A 14459-nucleotide genomic window follows, 5' to 3' on the forward strand; every position below is an offset into this window, starting at 1 on the left:
CTCCCTCGTATTTTTCGTGTTGCTAGTGACCGACTTCTCGAACAGGTCGATCAGCGACTGTGGTGATTTCGTCCAAGCCACTGGTACCTCCTGTCAGTTTGCAGCGGACGCAATGCGCGCCTCATTCGAAAGCTATTTTCCCGTCTTCACGAAATCCAGGAACTCGTCGGTCAGCCGCGTGTCGGCAGTGTTGACCGAATACACTTCCGACATGTGGCTGTGCTGCGGCAGCAGCAAAGTGCGGGCGCATCCGCTGGCGCGTTTGCAACTCGCCTGCTTCGCGAGATCGAATTGCAGGACGAAGCCCGCCGGGTCCAGTTCGGCGGCGGCGAGCATCAGCGGTACCTCAGTCGTCGCCAAACCCTTCAACGAGGATTGTTCGGGGTAGCGCTCGGGATCGGTGCCGAAATAGGCGCGCTGGGTATCGGCGAGCGGCGTCGCGGTCAGGTCGTAAATGCCGGAGACCATGATTGCGCCGGCGAGCCCACCACCCTTCACCTTGCGAAACTCGGGATGCGAGACATAGCTTGCGACGTGAACCGCGCCCGCGGAGTGCCCCATCAGGTAGATGCGCGCGGGATCGCCACCGCGCTCGCCGACCTTGTCTTTGACCCACTGGACCGCGGTGGCCATATCCTCAGCGCCGGCCGGCCAGGGCGCCAGGGGCGCGAGGCGGTAGGTGACGTTGACGCCGACAAAGCCGTTCTTTGCCGCCCACAGCATGATGTTGTCATAGAACGGGCTGGTCGGTGTTGTCCGCTTGTTGCCGCCCACGAACGCGCCGCCATGGACGAAGATCAGTACCGGCCGGGGAGGTGCAGCCGTCTCCGGCAGGAAGATATCGAGCAGGTTGCGGTCGGCTGGACCGTATTTGACGTCCCGCTCGACCTTGACGCCTTGATACGGCTCTTTTTCCTGCAGCGGAGCGTAGATCTCGACGGTCTTCGGTGGGTCGATGACGCGGCCGAGTTCCAGGAGCTTCCAGGCGATATCCTCCGGCATCGGACTCTGCTGCCCCCATGCCGCGCCGGCGATGACGACCGCAAGCGTAGCCAGCGCCAATCTCGCGAATGCCATCGGCGATACTCCTTTGCTTCTTCCGTGTTCGGCCCAAGATGACCGAACCCGCGGCCGATTTGTACCGAATTCCCCGTGACGATCCGCTGCATTTGCTCGCTGCGCACCGTTTTCTGCTCTGCGACGCGCTCAGGGGCACGGGATTTACTATTTACGTAAATCGTAAATGCTGCTAACCTCGTCAGCGATGATCGTGAGCTATCGGGATAGGCGCACCGAGCGGTTTGCTTCCGGTCAGCGTGTCAAGGAGTTCTCGGGTTTTGCGCAGCAGGCCGAGATGCGTCTTGACCGACTGGATGCTGCAGCGAGCCTCGCTGACTTGGCAGGATTGCCGGGCAATCGCCTGGAAGCGCTCAAGGGCGATCGTGCTGGACAGTTTTCAATTCGGATAAACGATCAATGGCGTATCTGCTTCGCATGGCCCGACGGGATGCCTGGGCCTGTCGAGGTCGAGATCGTCGACTATCATTGAGGGAAGAACATCGTGCCTCGTACACCTATCCACCCCGGCGAACATCTTGCCGAAGAGTTGCGCGAACTTGGCTTGAGTGCTGCCGAGCTTTCACGTCAAATTGACGTGCCGGTGAACCGGATCACGGGGATCATTCACGGCCAGCGCGGCATCACGGCCGATACGGCGCTGCGTCTTGGGCACTGGTTTGGCACCAGTCCGCAATTCTGGATGAACTTGCAGCAGAATTACGAGCTGCGTCTCGCCGAAAGCCAGGTAGGTGCGAAGATTGCGGTATTGCCGCGTCGTACCATCCGTCCGACATCTCGAAAGCTTGGAAAAACGGCATGAGCCGCCGCGTCAAGAGACCTCTCCGCCCGGCGGGCGATCGCCCGAAGGGCGCGCGACCCTATCGGGGCTCGGCAGCCGAGCGGCCGCAGTCGTATCGTCCGGGCGGCAAGTCACCGGCGCGGTTTCCGGCTTCGCCGCCCCGTGCGGCGAGGCCTGTCGTGCCTGAGCCCGAAAAGACGGTCGTGGAGCCGCCGCCGCTGCCGACCAAGGTCCAGACCGTCGTCGTCACCGCCGACGAGAACAATATGCGGGTCGACCGTTTCCTCGAGGCGCGTTTTCCGGGCCTGTCGTTCTCCCACATCCAGCGCATCGTCCGCAAAGGCGAGCTGCGGGTCAACGGCAAGCGCGCCGACAGCAAGGACCGGCTGGAGGAGGGCCAGAGCGTCCGCATTCCGCCGCTGAAGCTCGACACGCCGAAAGGCGTGGGTCAGCTCTCCGAAGCCGCAACCAAGACACTGCAGGCGCTGAAGGAGATGACCATCTTCGAGGACGCCGATGTCATGGTGCTGAACAAGCCGGCGGGGCTTGCGGTGCAGGGCGGCTCCGGCATCACGCGAAACGTCGACGACATGCTGGAAGTGATGCGCGACGCCAAAGGGCAGAAGCCGCGGCTGGTGCATCGGCTGGACCGGGAAACTTCGGGCTGTCTGCTGATCGCAAAAACCCGCTTTGCCGCAACCGCCTTGACCGGCTCGTTCCGCCATCGCTCGGCGCGCAAAATCTACTGGGCGCTGGTGGCCGGCGTGCCGAAGCCGAAGCAGGGCCGCATCTCGACCTACCTCGCCAAGGAAGAGAGCGAGGACGACAGCATCATGCGGGTAGCAAAACACGGCGACGAGGGCGCGAGCCACGCGGTGACCTACTATGCCGTGGTCGAAACCTCCGCGCAAAAGCTCGCCTGGGTGTCGCTGAAGCCGGTGACCGGGCGGACCCATCAATTACGTGCCCATATGGCCCATATCGACCACGCCATCGTCGGCGATCCCAAATATTTCAATAAGGAGAACTGGGAGCTGCCGGGCGGCCTGCAGAAGCGGCTGCATCTGTTGGCGCGGCGGATCGTGATCCCGCATCCGCGCGGCGGCGTCATCGATGCCACCGCGCCGCTGCCGCCGCACATGCTGCAATCCTGGAATCTGCTCGGGCTCGAGGCCGACCGGTTCGATCCGATCGAGAACGCGCCGGAGGAATAGCGCGGCCATCCAGTGCCGCCGGTTTGCGCAACAACTGTCAAACCGGAAACGCACGCATCGCGTATTGTTCGGCCGTGTTATCCAGTTGGGGACTCCGCATGATTGGAAATCTGTTCCGTGCCGCGCTTTTCCTTTGCCTTCTGGCGGCGGCCGCCGGCATCAGCGCTACGGCCAACGCGCAGACCCTCGCCCTCGTGGGTGGCAAGGTCTACGCGTCGCCTGACGCCATGCCGCTCGACGATGCCGTCGTCATCACGGCCAATGGCGTCATTGCCGCGATCGGCAGCCGCAGCGACGTCCAAATTCCCAGCGATGCGCGGGTCATTGATTGCGCCGGCAAGACCGTCGTTGCCGGTTTCTGGAACAGCCACGTCCACTTCACGCAAGCCGTGTGGAAGGATGCCGGGTCAGCACCCGCTGCACCGTTGGCCGAGCACATGCAGGCAATGCTGACACGCTGGGGCTTCACCACCGTGTGGGATCTTGGTTCAGACGGAAGAGATACCCTAGCGTTGCGTCGCCGGGTCAACTCCGGCGAGGTGCCGGGTCCGGACATTCATACCGCGGGTGGCATCTTCCCCAAGGATGGCCATCCCGCCTATCTCCCAGCCGAAATGAAACTACCCATGGCTTCGACGCCCGAGGAAGCCGCACAATGGGCACGTACCTTTATGGGCTTTGGCCTCGATGGCGTGAAACTGTTCACCGGCTCCTTCAAGGGCTCCGGCAAGCCGGTCGTGAACATGGATCCGGCCATCGCCAGGGCCGCGGTCGACGTGGCGCATGCCGCGGGCAAGCCGGTGTTCGCCCATCCGCAAAACATGGCGGGCGTGGACGCCGTGATCGCGGCCGGCGTCGACATCATGGCTCACACGGTGGCCGGCGAACCGGTCTATTCGCCCGAGCAACTCGCACGCTTCAAGCAGCAGGGCATTGCCCTGATTCCGACGCTGTCGCTGTTTGCAAAGCTTCCGGTCGCGCCCGATATCGCTACGCGCCTCGTTGCTACGACCGTCAGTCAGGTCAAGGTGTTCTCCGACACTGGCGGTCCGGTCCTGTTCGGCACCGATGTCGGCTTCACCACCTATTACGACACCACGCTTGAATACGAGCTGATGCATCGCGCAATGTCCGCGCGCCAGATCCTGGCGTCGCTGACGACCAATCCCGCGCAATATTTCAAGGCTGCGAAGAAGGGGCGGGTCGAGAAGGGGTTTGACGCCGACGTCGTGGTGCTCGACGGCGATCCCACAGCCGACGTCACCAACCTCGCCAAGGTCACCTACACCATCCGCGCCGGCAAGGTGATCTATCAAAAGCTCTGAAGTCAGCGGAACCGGGCACAGCCCATTGCCGGATCCAAAATCGCAAGTAGTTTCTGCAACGGCTTCATCGGCTTTATTTGCATTCCCCGATATCGTATTGTCGGGGCTGGATTATTCATCGACTGCCGGAAGCCGAGACCCGTATGCGTGAACTCTTCGATGAAGTCGCCGGACATTCTCCGCTCGATCCGGAGGAGGCGGTGCGACGCGCCACGCGGGTGCCCCAGCGCAAGCGCTTCTACAAGGTAGCCGGCATCGCGCCAGCCGATGGCGGGTTTGCCGTCACGCTCGACGGCAAGCCGATCCGCACGCCTTCCGGCCGCCACGTCGTGGCGCCGACCAGCGGCATCGCGGAAGCGATCGCCGTCGAATGGAATGCGCAGGGTGAGACCATCGATCCCCTGACCATGCCGCTGACGCGCTTTGCCAACAGCGTCTCCGAGGTGACCGATCGCGTCGATGTTGTGGCCGACGATGTCGCAAAATACCTTGGCACGGATTTGCTGTTCTATCGCGCCGGCCATCCCGAGGCGCTGGTCGCACGCGAAGCCGCGCATTGGGACCCGGTGCTGTCATGGGCCGCGAACGAACTCGGGGCCCATTTCATCCTGTCCGAGGGCATCGTGCATGTGACCCAACCGGAGCAGGCGATCAGCGCGGCTCGCGGCGTGTTCCCGGCGGACCCCTGGTCCGTGGCCGCCATGCATGTGGTGACGACCCTCACGGGCTCGGCATTGCTGGCGCTGGCGCTGCTGCACGGCGTCCTCGATCCCGATCAGATCTGGACCGCCGCCCATGTCGATGAGGACTGGAACGCCGAAAAATGGGGCGTGGACGAGGAGGTGGCGGCCCGCCGGGCCGCCCGGCTGGTCGATTTCCGGGCCGCGGTGACGATTTTGCACGCGCTGAAGGCCTGAGGCCCGCCATCGGTTAAGGAGAGGTTTACGACGCCGGGTTAGCCTCTAGCCTGGCCGAGACCTCAAACCATGGCGATCTCAATCAATCCCGTTCTCCCGGTGCTATCAGCCCAAGAGGCTGGCGGTATTGCGCCCGAACTGGTGCTGCAGCCGGGGAGCGTGGTCAACGCGCAGGTCCTGAAAGTGCTGTCCGCCGATCTGGTGCGGATTGCGATCGCCAGCCTCTCGATCGACGTGGCCACGGAAATCCCGCTGCAGCAGGGTCAGAACCTGCAGCTTGCGGTGTCGCAGACCAAGGACGGCATTCGCCTGGCCATGGTCGGGCAGGGCGGCGCTGCGGCTGATGCCGTCACGCTTTCACCCGATGCGCTGGCCGATGTCCCCGCCAACCATCCGGCCATCGTGTCACCGAAGAACGTGCTGACGCCGCTGGAGCGCGTCGCCGTCTCCGCCGCCGCGCAAGCCGCGGTCACCGAACAGGACAGCCTCGCGCCGTTGTTTGCCAATCTCGGCGCGGCGGTTTCCGCCAGCAATCTGCCGCCGAAACTGCAGGCGGCGATTGCGCAGGTACTGGCGCAACAGACGAGCCTCGATCAAAACCTCGACGGCGGCGACATCAAGACCGCGTTCCAGAAGTCCGGAATTTTTCTTGAAGCGTCGCTGGCGGCAGGTACAGTCCCGCCGAGCGGCGTTCCCGATCTCAAGGCCGCACTGATCGTGCTTCGTCAGACGCTGCAGTCGGCGCTTGGCTTCAATTCGACGGTCGCGACCCCGGCGGCACCGGCAGGAGCACAGCAAGCCGCGGCACCACAGGCCGCCGCGAGCCTCGTGCCGTCCTTGCCGGCCAACGTCGATGTGCAGGAAATCCTGCTGCCGCAAGCGCGATTGCCTGCAGCCGAGAATCTCGCGGCGGCCGGCCAGGCCGCCCGCAGTCCGCTTGCGGCTGCGCTTAACGCCGGACCTTCGGCCGGTGCAACGCTGAACCTGCTGCAGGAAGCGCTGCAGAAGCTTGGCAACCCCGCGCGCGCAGCCGCCACGTCGAACGTTCGTGGCGCGGACGTGACCTTTCACACCAACACGCCGCCACCGCCCGTCCGCGGCGCGCTTCCGGCCGCACAGCCGATCGCATCGCCGACGATCGCACCGCATGCGCCGCTCGAGGCAACCGCGCATCACCTGCTCGATGATACCGATGCCGCCATTGCACGGCAGACCCTGCTGCAGGTGGCGTCCTTGCCGGACCGTATCGACACATCGGCGCCGAAGGCCGACATGAATGTGCCGCGCTGGAATTTCGAAATTCCCTTCGCTACACCGCAGGGCACGGCGATGGCACAGTTCGAGATTTCGCGCGATGGCGGCGAGCAAGAAGTCGAGGCGGCAAGGCGGGTGTGGCGGGCGCGATTTTCGCTCGACGTCGAGCCGGCCGGTCCGGTTCACGCGCTGATCTCGCTCACCGGCGAAAAGACCTCGGTGCGGATCTGGGCGGAACGGCCCGCGACCGCAGAGCAACTGCGCGCCGGTGCATCCGACCTGAGCCAGGCGCTGAGCCGGGCCGAATTGCAGCCCGGCGACATCGTGATCCGCGACGGCGCGCCGCCGCAGCCCGCGCGCGCCGCCCGCGCCGGGCATTTTCTGGACCGCGCGCTATGAGCGTCGATATCAGAAGCAAGCTTGCGGTCGCGCTGCACTATGACAAGACCGGCGCCCCGCTAGTCGTAGCGAAGGGCAAGGGCGTAATCGGCGCCAAGATCATCGAACTCGCCCGGGAACATGACATCCCGATCGAGGAAAACGAGGTGCTGGCGGGCGCCTTGTCCCATGTCGAGATCGGCGACGAAATTCCGCCGGATCTCTACAAGGCGGTCGCCGAAGTGCTGGTCTTCGTGCTGCGGCTGTCGGGGCGGATCCGCTGATAGCGTTTTCAAGCGAAAGCCTGCCGTGGAACTGATCCGGGGTGGATTCCGGTTCGCATAGCAATCAAGTTTACGCAGATTGCGCAGACTTATCTGCGCAGAAAACGCGTCACACGAAAGTCCCCTTGTCATTGTTTTACCACGATGCCATTTGCATCGTTTCTGCCTCCCTCAACCAGTTCGGATACCACCGTGATCAATCGTCGTCATGCGCTCGGCCTTCTTGCCGCTACCACTCTCTTGCCCGGGCGCACCCTCGCCAATGTCTCCTACCAGCGCAGCGAGTTTCGCGACGATCTGGCCAAGCGGTTTTTCGATCTCGGCACGACAGGGACCTTTGTCGGCTACAAGGTGGACGATTACCTGATCATCGCCAGCGACAAGGTGCGCTCGGGCGAGGGCAGGCTGCCGGCTTCGACCTTCAAGATTCCGAATTCGGTCATCGCGCTGGAGACCGGCGTGGTCGAGGACCCCGACAAGGACGTCTTCAAGTGGGACGGCGTGAAGCGCAGCATCGAGCCCTGGAACAAGGACCACACGCTGCGCTCGGCGATCGCGGCTTCCGCAGTGCCGGTCTATCAGGAAATCGCCCGGCGCATCGGGGCCGAGCGCATGCAGAAATATCTCGACCTGTTCGACTATGGCAACCGCGACATCGGCGGCGGCATCGACCAGTTCTGGCTGACGGGAAACCTGCGCATCGATCCCGTCCAGCAGATCGATTTCGTCGACCGGCTGCGGCGCGGCGTGCTGCCGGTGTCCAAGCGTAGCCAGGAACTGACGCGCGACATCCTCACCGTGACGAAGGTCGGCGACGCCACCATCCGCGCCAAGAGCGGTCTTCTGGGCGCGGAAGCGGGCAAGCCGTCACTGGGCTGGATGGTCGGCTGGGTGGAGAAGGGCTCTTCCGCCACCGTGTTCGCCATGAACATGGACTGCAAGGAGCAAAGCCACATCGCCGCGCGCATGACCGTGGTGCAGCAGTGCCTCGCCGATATTGTGGCCTATTGACGGGCTGATCCGGGTTGCGCAGGCTAGGGTTGTATGAGTCCTGCCGCGACACGGACGGTGGCAGGGACGGCCAACGGAGCTTTACATGCTGCACCGTCGCTCGGTCCTGCTCGCAGGCCCGGCGCTGTTGCTCGCGCGGGGAAGGGCACAGGCCCAGTCAATGCAAGCCCAGGCAATGCCCGAGCAGGACCTCGCTGCCATCCTCAGAGAGCGCGTGGATATCGGCCGCGACACCATGGGATTGGTCGCCGCCACGATCGACAGAGGCCGGCGCAGCGTTATGGCCTACGGGCGTTCCGGCACCGATCGCCCGCTCGATGCCGACACCGTGTTCGAGATCGGCTCGATCACAAAAGTGCTCACCGCGCTATTGTTGGCCGACATGGTGCTGCGGGGCGAGGTGGCGGCGGACGACCCTGCGGCTAAATTTCTGCCCGCCAGCGTCAAGATGCCGGATTTCGAGGGCGCGCCGATTACGCTGATGGACCTTGCGACCTACACCTCGGGCCTGCCGCGGATGCCGTCCAATTTCGCGCCAAAAGACTGGGCCAATCCCTACATCGATTACACGGCCGGGCGGCTCTACGACTACCTGTCGAACCACAAGCTCGGCTTCAAGCCGGGCACGCACTACGAATATGCCAATCTCGGCTTCGGCCTGCTGGGTCATATCCTCGAGCTGCGTGCCGGCAGGAGTTATGAGGAACTCGTCGTGTCGCGCATCTGCGCGCCGCTCGGCATGGACGACACGCGCATCACCCTAAAAAGTTCGATGCGACAGCGCCTGGCGCAGGGCCACAGCGCTGGCCTGGCGCCGGTCTCGAATTGGGATTATTCGGCGTTTGCTGGCGCCGGCGCGTTTCGTTCAACGGCGAACGACCTGTTGAAGTTTCTTCAGATGTGTCTCGATCCCACCGATACGCCGGTCGGCGCAGCCCTGAAGATGACGCTTTCCGAGCGCCGCCCGCGGGCCGAAGAGCGCGACGTGGCGCTCGGCTGGTTCGTCTCCTTGCGGTTCGGCGACGAACTGATCTGGAAGAGTGGCGGCACCGGCGGCTATGCGACCTTCATCGGCTACTCCACCAAAACCCGGCGAAACTGCATCCTGCTCTCCAATGCAGCCGACTATGATCCCAATATCGCGCTTGGCATGCATCTGGTGAACGCGGCATACCCGCTCCCAAAACTTCGCCGCGAGGTACAGGTCGATCCGACGGTACTCGCAACCTATGCCGGCCGCTACGAAATATCGCCGAAATTCATCCTGACGGTACGTCCTGATGGCGGGCGACTGTTCATTCAAGCGACGGCGCAGCCCGAGTACGAGGCCTATGCCGAGAGCGAGACCGAGTTTTTCTATCGCGTGGTCGACGCCCAGGTCAGCTTCGCCCGGCCCGAAGGCGGCGTGTCGCCGTCGCTGACGCTGCACCAGAACGGCAAGAACCTGCCGGGCAAGCGCATGCCGTAAGATCTCCCTGCAGCCGGATCGCGACGCAACGTCGCCTCGCCGATATCGCTAACGCCGGCTCAGCGCGAGCGAGACGGACGTGATGTTGGTGCCCTGAGGCTCAATGGACACCGTCTGGCGCCCGCCACGCGTCGTCAATGACAGGTTGGCCGAGAAGCTGTCGCCTCGTGCCGCAGCCTCGATGTGATCGCCGGCCGCACGTCCGGAAAGGATGCCGGAAGCGTTGCGGCTTGCTTCGGTCCATGAACCCCTGATCGCACCGCCGCGGTATTCGACCTCGCTTGCGAGATCGAATTTATAGCTCGCGCTCGCGCACGTCAGATTGAGCCGAAGCTGCTCGCCACTTCCGGCGACATCATACGACGCGCGGCAACGCAATTGCTCCTGTTGTCCGTCGCTGGTGCTGAGCACGCCACCACCGGACCAAGTGCCCGCCATGGCGACGAAAGGCGAGACAGGTGCGGCCAGCGCCGTGCAGCCGGACAGGCTTAGCACAGCAAACAGCACCGCCTTTTGAGTGAGACTGGATCCCGACATCTTGATGGCCTCCATTTCGGTATGGCCATCAACGCCAGAACCGCAAACGGGTTCATCGGTTTCACCGCCGCCTGACTTGTGGGGTGGGTTCCATCACGCCGCCGCTAGCCCAGCTTGAGCAGCGCCTGCAGGAATTCGCTCACCGCCTTGCGCGCTTCCTGGGCGGTCGCCGGATTGCCGCCGACATGCGGGTTGAGCGCGATGCAGGCGTCCTTGTAGGTAAAGGGCGCCTTGGTATCGTCGTTCATCAGCACGCCGCCTTCGCCCTCCTTGAGGCGGCAATTCCGCGCCGACTGGGCATTGGTCGATACGACGACCGTGCTGAGGCCGAGCAGGCCGGCATCAAAACCATGTGCGGAATCTGGATATTCCGTCAGCGCCGCGTCGCGCCTGGCTTCCTGCAGCCGGGCGAGATAGGCCTTGCAGCTTGCGACCGGGTTGTAGTCGTCAGGCGTGCCGTGGAAGACCCGGATCGGACGCGCCACGGTCTCGGCGTCGGTGGCATAGCTGGTCGAGCAATCCGGATAGAACGGAATGTAGGCGGCGAACTGCGCGCCGGACTTGTTCCACAGCTTGTGGAAGCGATCGAGGCTGGCGTAGAGCGCGGCCTGTCCGCCGCGTGAAAATCCCATCAGCACGATCCTTTCGGGGTCGACGCGCGGATGCTTGCCGAGGATCTCCAGCGAGCGGTAGATGTCGACGATGAAATTGAGCCGGCCGAGCAGGGCCTGGTTGGGGCCGACCGTCGTCAGCCCGCGGCCGCTGAAACCGTCGATGACGAAGGTGGAAATCCCCATTGCATTGAAGTGGCGCACCCACGGATCCATCCCGGCGCCGACGCCGCTCGACCCGTGCATCAGCACCACGACGGGAAGCTTGCCGGTGCCCTGCGCGATGCGGAATTCGCCGGCAACGGTTACCTGCTTGCCGTTGGCGTCGCCGGTGAGGAATTGCTGGTCGGAAATCGTCAGCGACGGGATCGCGTAGATTTCGGTACGTGCCGCTACGTCCTTCGGCATCGATTGCGCTGAGGTTTCGATGCAGGTGAACAATAGTCCCGTGCAGAAAATCGCAACCGCAGCCGCGACGCGCCAATCCGTCAGCATCAATCCCCCCAAATTTTATTGCTGTCCTGTGGGCAGCTTTGGGTGGAACTACATCAAGCGGTCAATCGGCTGTCAATTCGGAAGCTTCCCGATTCGTCCCAGATGGGTGAAGCCAAAACCGGTGGCATATTTCAGGCCGTAGCCGAGGGCGCGGTCGAAGCCGATATGGGCCAGCCAGATCATGGCGATCGAGAGAATGAGCGGCGAGGCGGTGGCGAATCCGGTCGTCATCATCGCCATCGGCGCGAGATAGCTATGGGCTGCGTTGTAGATCAGGGCGCCGAAACGCGGTCCCGACAGGTAGGCCGCAAAGCTGAGGTCGGGCACGAAGAACAGCAGGGCGTAAATCCACCAGTCGCCGTCCCAGATATAATAAAGCAGCGTCATACCGATAAAGAGCGCTAATCCTTCCAGCCGGAGCACCATGCGCACGCCCCCGGTGACGGCGCCTGAGGCGTCGGCGCTAGCAGCATCGGTCATTCCGTTCCCCTGATCAGGATGCGGATATAGGGTTCGCCTGGCCGCGGTACCAGAGGCCGGAAGGGTGTTTCCGGATCGGAAAATGCCGTGTTAGAAGGCCCTTAAATCGGCACCAAAGGCGGGCGGAAGCAGCATGAAGGATATCCTGGACACCCTCGAAGAACGGCGCGCCGGCGCCAAGCTCGGCGGCGGCGAAAAGCGCATCGAGGCGCAGCACGCCCGCGGAAAATTGACCGCGCGGGAGCGCATCGAACTGCTGCTCGACAAGGGCTCGTTCGAGGAATTCGACATGTTCGTCGAGCACCGCTCGACCGAATTCGGCATGGAGAAGTCAAAAGTGCCGGGTGATGGCGTCGTCACCGGCTGGGGCACCGTCAACGGCCGCAAAACCTTCGTCTTCGCCAAGGATTTCACCGTATTCGGCGGCTCGCTGTCGGAAACCCACGCGCTGAAAATCACAAAGCTTCAGGACATGGCGATGAAGGCGAGGGCGCCGATCATCGGCCTCTATGATGCCGGCGGCGCGCGTATCCAGGAAGGCGTGGCCGCGCTCGCGGGCTACTCCTACGTGTTTCGCCGCAACGTCATTGCGTCAGGCGTGATCCCGCAGATCTCCGTCATCATGGGCCCGTGCGCCGGCGGCGACGTCTATTCGCCTGCGATGACCGACTTCATCTTCATGGTGAAGAACACCTCTTACATGTTCGTCACCGGGCCGGACGTGGTGAAGACCGTTACCAACGAGGTGGTCACGGCCGAAGAGCTCGGCGGCGCCTCGGTGCACGCCACGCGTTCTTCGATTGCGGATGGCGCGTTCGAGAACGACGTCGAGACGCTGCTGCAGATGCGCCGGCTGATCGACTTCCTGCCATCCAACAACACCGACGGCGTGCCGGAATGGCCGAGCTTTGATGACATCGAGCGCGTGGACATGTCGCTCGATACGCTAATCCCCGACAATCCGAACAAGCCCTATGACATGAAGGAGTTGATCGGCAAGGTCGTGGACGAAGGCGACTTCTTCGAAATCTCGGAAACGTTTGCCCGGAACATCGTCACCGGCTTTGGCCGCATCGCCGGCCGCACGGTAGGCTTTGTCGCCAACCAGCCGATGGTGCTGGCAGGCGTGCTCGACTCTGACGCCTCCCGCAAGGCGGCGCGCTTTGTTCGTTTTTGTGATGCCTTCAACATCCCGATCGTGACGTTCGTCGACGTGCCGGGCTTCCTGCCGGGCACCGCCCAGGAATATGGCGGCCTGATCAAGCACGGCGCGAAATTGCTGTTCGCCTATTCGCAATGCACCGTGCCGCTCGTCACCATCATCACCCGAAAAGCCTATGGCGGCGCCTTCGACGTCATGGCGTCCAAGGAAATCGGCGCCGACATGAACTACGCCTGGCCGACCGCCCAGATCGCCGTGATGGGCGCCAAGGGCGCGGTCGAAATCATCTTCCGCTCAGACATCGGCGACGCCGAAAAAATCGCAGCGCGAACGAAGGAATACGAAGACCGCTTCCTGTCGCCGTTCATTGCGGCGGAGCGCGGCTACATCGACGACGTCATCATGCCGCATTCGACGCGGAAGCGGATCGCGAGGTCGCTGGCGATGCTCAGGGATAAGAAGGTCGAGATGCCGGCGAAAAAGCACGACAATTTGCCGTTGTGACACATACGGTCGACGTCAACCAACTTGCAGAGAGCGTTCACGGGTGGCTCGAGCGGAAACAACTCGCGTCGCTAGCGCCGGTATTTTCTGAGGCCTTGCTAACCTATGCTGCAGCGAAATATTTGGTCGAGCAAGGGTATGAGATTACGGCAGAAGAAAACTTGGGCACAGGTCCTGCAGACTATCGGAGCTGTGATCTTGTAGCCCGAAATCCGGATATGAAGGCGAACGGCTTAGCGTTCGAGTTCAAGTTTCTAAAGGGCAGAAACACTGGTGCGCCCACTCAACCCTTCGAACGTATCTCAAACGATATCCTCAAACTTTGTTGCTTGGGTCAAGAATGGCACGCGTATCTTGTCCTCGGCTACGCTGCCTCAACGAAACTGTACAAGGAGCTGACCAAGGAGCCGTTGAGATTTGCGATTGACGATGTTGGATTGGGTACGCTCAAGCCCCGCAAAGCGCTTGAACGTGTTCTTTCATTAAGTGGCATTTCCGCATGTTCTCTTTTGCGCGAAGGAAACGCCGACCGAGGTGATATGAGAGTTTCAATCTTTCGGATTGAAGTCCATCACCGCTAACATGATCGCACCTCTTGCTAGCGTGAGCCAGAACGGCTGCGCTATCTGCCACATGAGCTAGCCTTGTTGCACCCTCATCCGCATACAACTCGCATAGAACGTCGTCGGCGCGCCGACGAGTCCTAGAAGCCGTCGGGCACGCCGAGCTGTTTTGCCAGCACATACAGCACAGTCAGCGCGTCGCCATCGCGGTCGATCGCCGACCTGATCGAGTAGTGATAGAAGCCGCCGCCCCTAGAGCGGGACTTAGCCTGACACTAGCGGAACAAATCGTATTCGCCGACCCCTTGCAGAACCAGGAGGGTGAGCGACGTCGTCCCCCGTTTGTCACCAGATGCGGTCGCGTGGGTCTGATGACTTAGAATTCGTAAGGTGCGGGC

Annotated in this window: 15 protein-coding genes; 11 read left to right on the forward strand and 4 right to left on the reverse strand. The window is 62.7% G+C overall.

What is annotated here, in order from left to right:
* Positions 1 to 132: 132 nt before the first annotated feature.
* Positions 133 to 1077 (reverse strand): alpha/beta hydrolase, encoded by a 945-nt coding sequence (locus tag IVB22_RS08325; protein WP_247516804.1) that lies wholly within the window; start codon positions 1075 to 1077, stop codon positions 133 to 135.
* A gap of 187 nt (positions 1078 to 1264) precedes the next feature.
* On the opposite strand from IVB22_RS08325, the gene IVB22_RS08330 reads away from it, so the two are divergent.
* The 9 genes from IVB22_RS08330 (at position 1265) to IVB22_RS08370 (ending at position 9709) form a co-directional block, all read left to right on the forward strand.
* On the forward strand, positions 1265 to 1549 hold the full coding sequence (locus tag IVB22_RS08330) for a type II toxin-antitoxin system RelE/ParE family toxin (RefSeq protein ID WP_247516983.1): 285 nt from the start codon (positions 1265 to 1267) through the stop codon (positions 1547 to 1549).
* A gap of 12 nt (positions 1550 to 1561) precedes the next feature.
* The gene (locus IVB22_RS08335; RefSeq protein WP_247516805.1) at positions 1562 to 1879 is read left to right on the forward strand and encodes a HigA family addiction module antitoxin; all 318 of its coding nucleotides are present in this window, start codon (positions 1562 to 1564) and stop codon (positions 1877 to 1879) included.
* Positions 1876 to 3072 (forward strand): RluA family pseudouridine synthase, encoded by a 1197-nt coding sequence (locus tag IVB22_RS08340; RefSeq protein ID WP_247516806.1) that lies wholly within the window; start codon positions 1876 to 1878, stop codon positions 3070 to 3072. Before IVB22_RS08335 ends, IVB22_RS08340 begins: the two co-directional genes overlap by 4 nt.
* Positions 3073 to 3170: 98 nt before the next feature.
* Positions 3171 to 4397, forward strand: a complete 1227-nt coding sequence (locus IVB22_RS08345; RefSeq protein ID WP_247516807.1) for an amidohydrolase family protein — start codon at positions 3171 to 3173, stop codon at positions 4395 to 4397.
* A gap of 143 nt (positions 4398 to 4540) precedes the next feature.
* Entirely contained in the window at positions 4541 to 5314 is a 774-nt protein-coding gene (locus IVB22_RS08350; protein WP_247516808.1) for an ATP12 family chaperone protein, read from the forward strand.
* A 69-nt stretch (positions 5315 to 5383) separates the two neighbouring features.
* Positions 5384 to 6967 carry a flagellar hook-length control protein FliK gene (locus tag IVB22_RS08355; RefSeq protein ID WP_247516809.1) on the forward strand — a complete coding sequence of 528 codons (1584 nt, stop codon included), beginning with the start codon at positions 5384 to 5386 and terminating at the stop codon, positions 6965 to 6967.
* The gene (locus IVB22_RS08360) at positions 6964 to 7230 is read left to right on the forward strand and encodes an EscU/YscU/HrcU family type III secretion system export apparatus switch protein (protein WP_247516810.1); all 267 of its coding nucleotides are present in this window, start codon (positions 6964 to 6966) and stop codon (positions 7228 to 7230) included. Before IVB22_RS08355 ends, IVB22_RS08360 begins: the two co-directional genes overlap by 4 nt.
* 192 nt (positions 7231 to 7422) lie before the next feature.
* Positions 7423 to 8241 carry a class D beta-lactamase gene (gene blaOXA / locus IVB22_RS08365; protein WP_247516811.1) on the forward strand — a complete coding sequence of 273 codons (819 nt, stop codon included), beginning with the start codon at positions 7423 to 7425 and terminating at the stop codon, positions 8239 to 8241.
* Between the two features lie 85 nt (positions 8242 to 8326).
* Positions 8327 to 9709, forward strand: a complete 1383-nt coding sequence (locus tag IVB22_RS08370) for a serine hydrolase (RefSeq protein WP_247516812.1) — start codon at positions 8327 to 8329, stop codon at positions 9707 to 9709.
* Positions 9710 to 9757: 48 nt separating this feature from the next.
* Here the strand turns inward: IVB22_RS08370 and IVB22_RS08375 are convergent, their stop codons facing one another.
* The 3 genes from IVB22_RS08375 to IVB22_RS08385 all read right to left on the reverse strand — a co-directional run bounded on the left by IVB22_RS08375 (position 9758) and on the right by IVB22_RS08385 (position 11832).
* A complete protein-coding gene (locus IVB22_RS08375; protein ID WP_247516813.1) occupies positions 9758 to 10261 on the reverse strand; it encodes a hypothetical protein in 504 nt (167 codons plus the stop codon).
* A gap of 89 nt (positions 10262 to 10350) precedes the next feature.
* The gene (locus tag IVB22_RS08380; protein WP_247516814.1) at positions 10351 to 11352 is read right to left on the reverse strand and encodes a dienelactone hydrolase family protein; all 1002 of its coding nucleotides are present in this window, start codon (positions 11350 to 11352) and stop codon (positions 10351 to 10353) included.
* A 72-nt stretch (positions 11353 to 11424) separates the two neighbouring features.
* Positions 11425 to 11832, reverse strand: a complete 408-nt coding sequence (locus IVB22_RS08385; RefSeq protein WP_247516815.1) for a DUF4260 domain-containing protein — start codon at positions 11830 to 11832, stop codon at positions 11425 to 11427.
* Between the two features lie 133 nt (positions 11833 to 11965).
* Between IVB22_RS08385 and IVB22_RS08390 the strand changes: the two genes are divergently transcribed.
* Positions 11966 to 13498, forward strand: a complete 1533-nt coding sequence (locus tag IVB22_RS08390) for an acyl-CoA carboxylase subunit beta (RefSeq protein WP_247516816.1) — start codon at positions 11966 to 11968, stop codon at positions 13496 to 13498.
* A complete protein-coding gene (locus IVB22_RS08395; RefSeq protein WP_247516817.1) occupies positions 13495 to 14079 on the forward strand; it encodes a hypothetical protein in 585 nt (194 codons plus the stop codon). The genes IVB22_RS08390 and IVB22_RS08395 overlap by 4 nt, the downstream gene beginning before the upstream one ends.
* Positions 14080 to 14459 lie beyond the last annotated feature (380 nt).

The organism is Bradyrhizobium sp. 190 (assembly GCF_023073415.1).
GTDB lineage: Bacteria > Pseudomonadota > Alphaproteobacteria > Rhizobiales > Xanthobacteraceae > Bradyrhizobium.

Excerpts from the sequence above, each read along its gene's own strand:
- IVB22_RS08350 (WP_247516808.1), top strand. The coding sequence starts at position 4,541 with ATGCGTGAACTCTTCGATGAAGTCGCCGGACATTCTCCGCTCGATCCG.
- IVB22_RS08385 (WP_247516815.1), bottom strand. The coding sequence starts at position 11,832 with ATGACCGATGCTGCTAGCGCCGACGCCTCAGGCGCCGTCACCGGGGGC.
- IVB22_RS08375 (WP_247516813.1), bottom strand. The coding sequence starts at position 10,261 with ATGGAGGCCATCAAGATGTCGGGATCCAGTCTCACTCAAAAGGCGGTG.
- IVB22_RS08355 (WP_247516809.1), top strand. The coding sequence starts at position 5,384 with ATGGCGATCTCAATCAATCCCGTTCTCCCGGTGCTATCAGCCCAAGAG.
- IVB22_RS08340 (WP_247516806.1), top strand. The coding sequence starts at position 1,876 with ATGAGCCGCCGCGTCAAGAGACCTCTCCGCCCGGCGGGCGATCGCCCG.
- IVB22_RS08390 (WP_247516816.1), top strand. The coding sequence starts at position 11,966 with ATGAAGGATATCCTGGACACCCTCGAAGAACGGCGCGCCGGCGCCAAG.
- IVB22_RS08370 (WP_247516812.1), top strand. The coding sequence starts at position 8,327 with ATGCTGCACCGTCGCTCGGTCCTGCTCGCAGGCCCGGCGCTGTTGCTC.
- IVB22_RS08345 (WP_247516807.1), top strand. The coding sequence starts at position 3,171 with ATGATTGGAAATCTGTTCCGTGCCGCGCTTTTCCTTTGCCTTCTGGCG.
- IVB22_RS08380 (WP_247516814.1), bottom strand. The coding sequence starts at position 11,352 with ATGCTGACGGATTGGCGCGTCGCGGCTGCGGTTGCGATTTTCTGCACG.
- IVB22_RS08360 (WP_247516810.1), top strand. The coding sequence starts at position 6,964 with ATGAGCGTCGATATCAGAAGCAAGCTTGCGGTCGCGCTGCACTATGAC.
- IVB22_RS08325 (WP_247516804.1), bottom strand. The coding sequence starts at position 1,077 with ATGGCATTCGCGAGATTGGCGCTGGCTACGCTTGCGGTCGTCATCGCC.
- IVB22_RS08330 (WP_247516983.1), top strand. The coding sequence starts at position 1,265 with ATGATCGTGAGCTATCGGGATAGGCGCACCGAGCGGTTTGCTTCCGGT.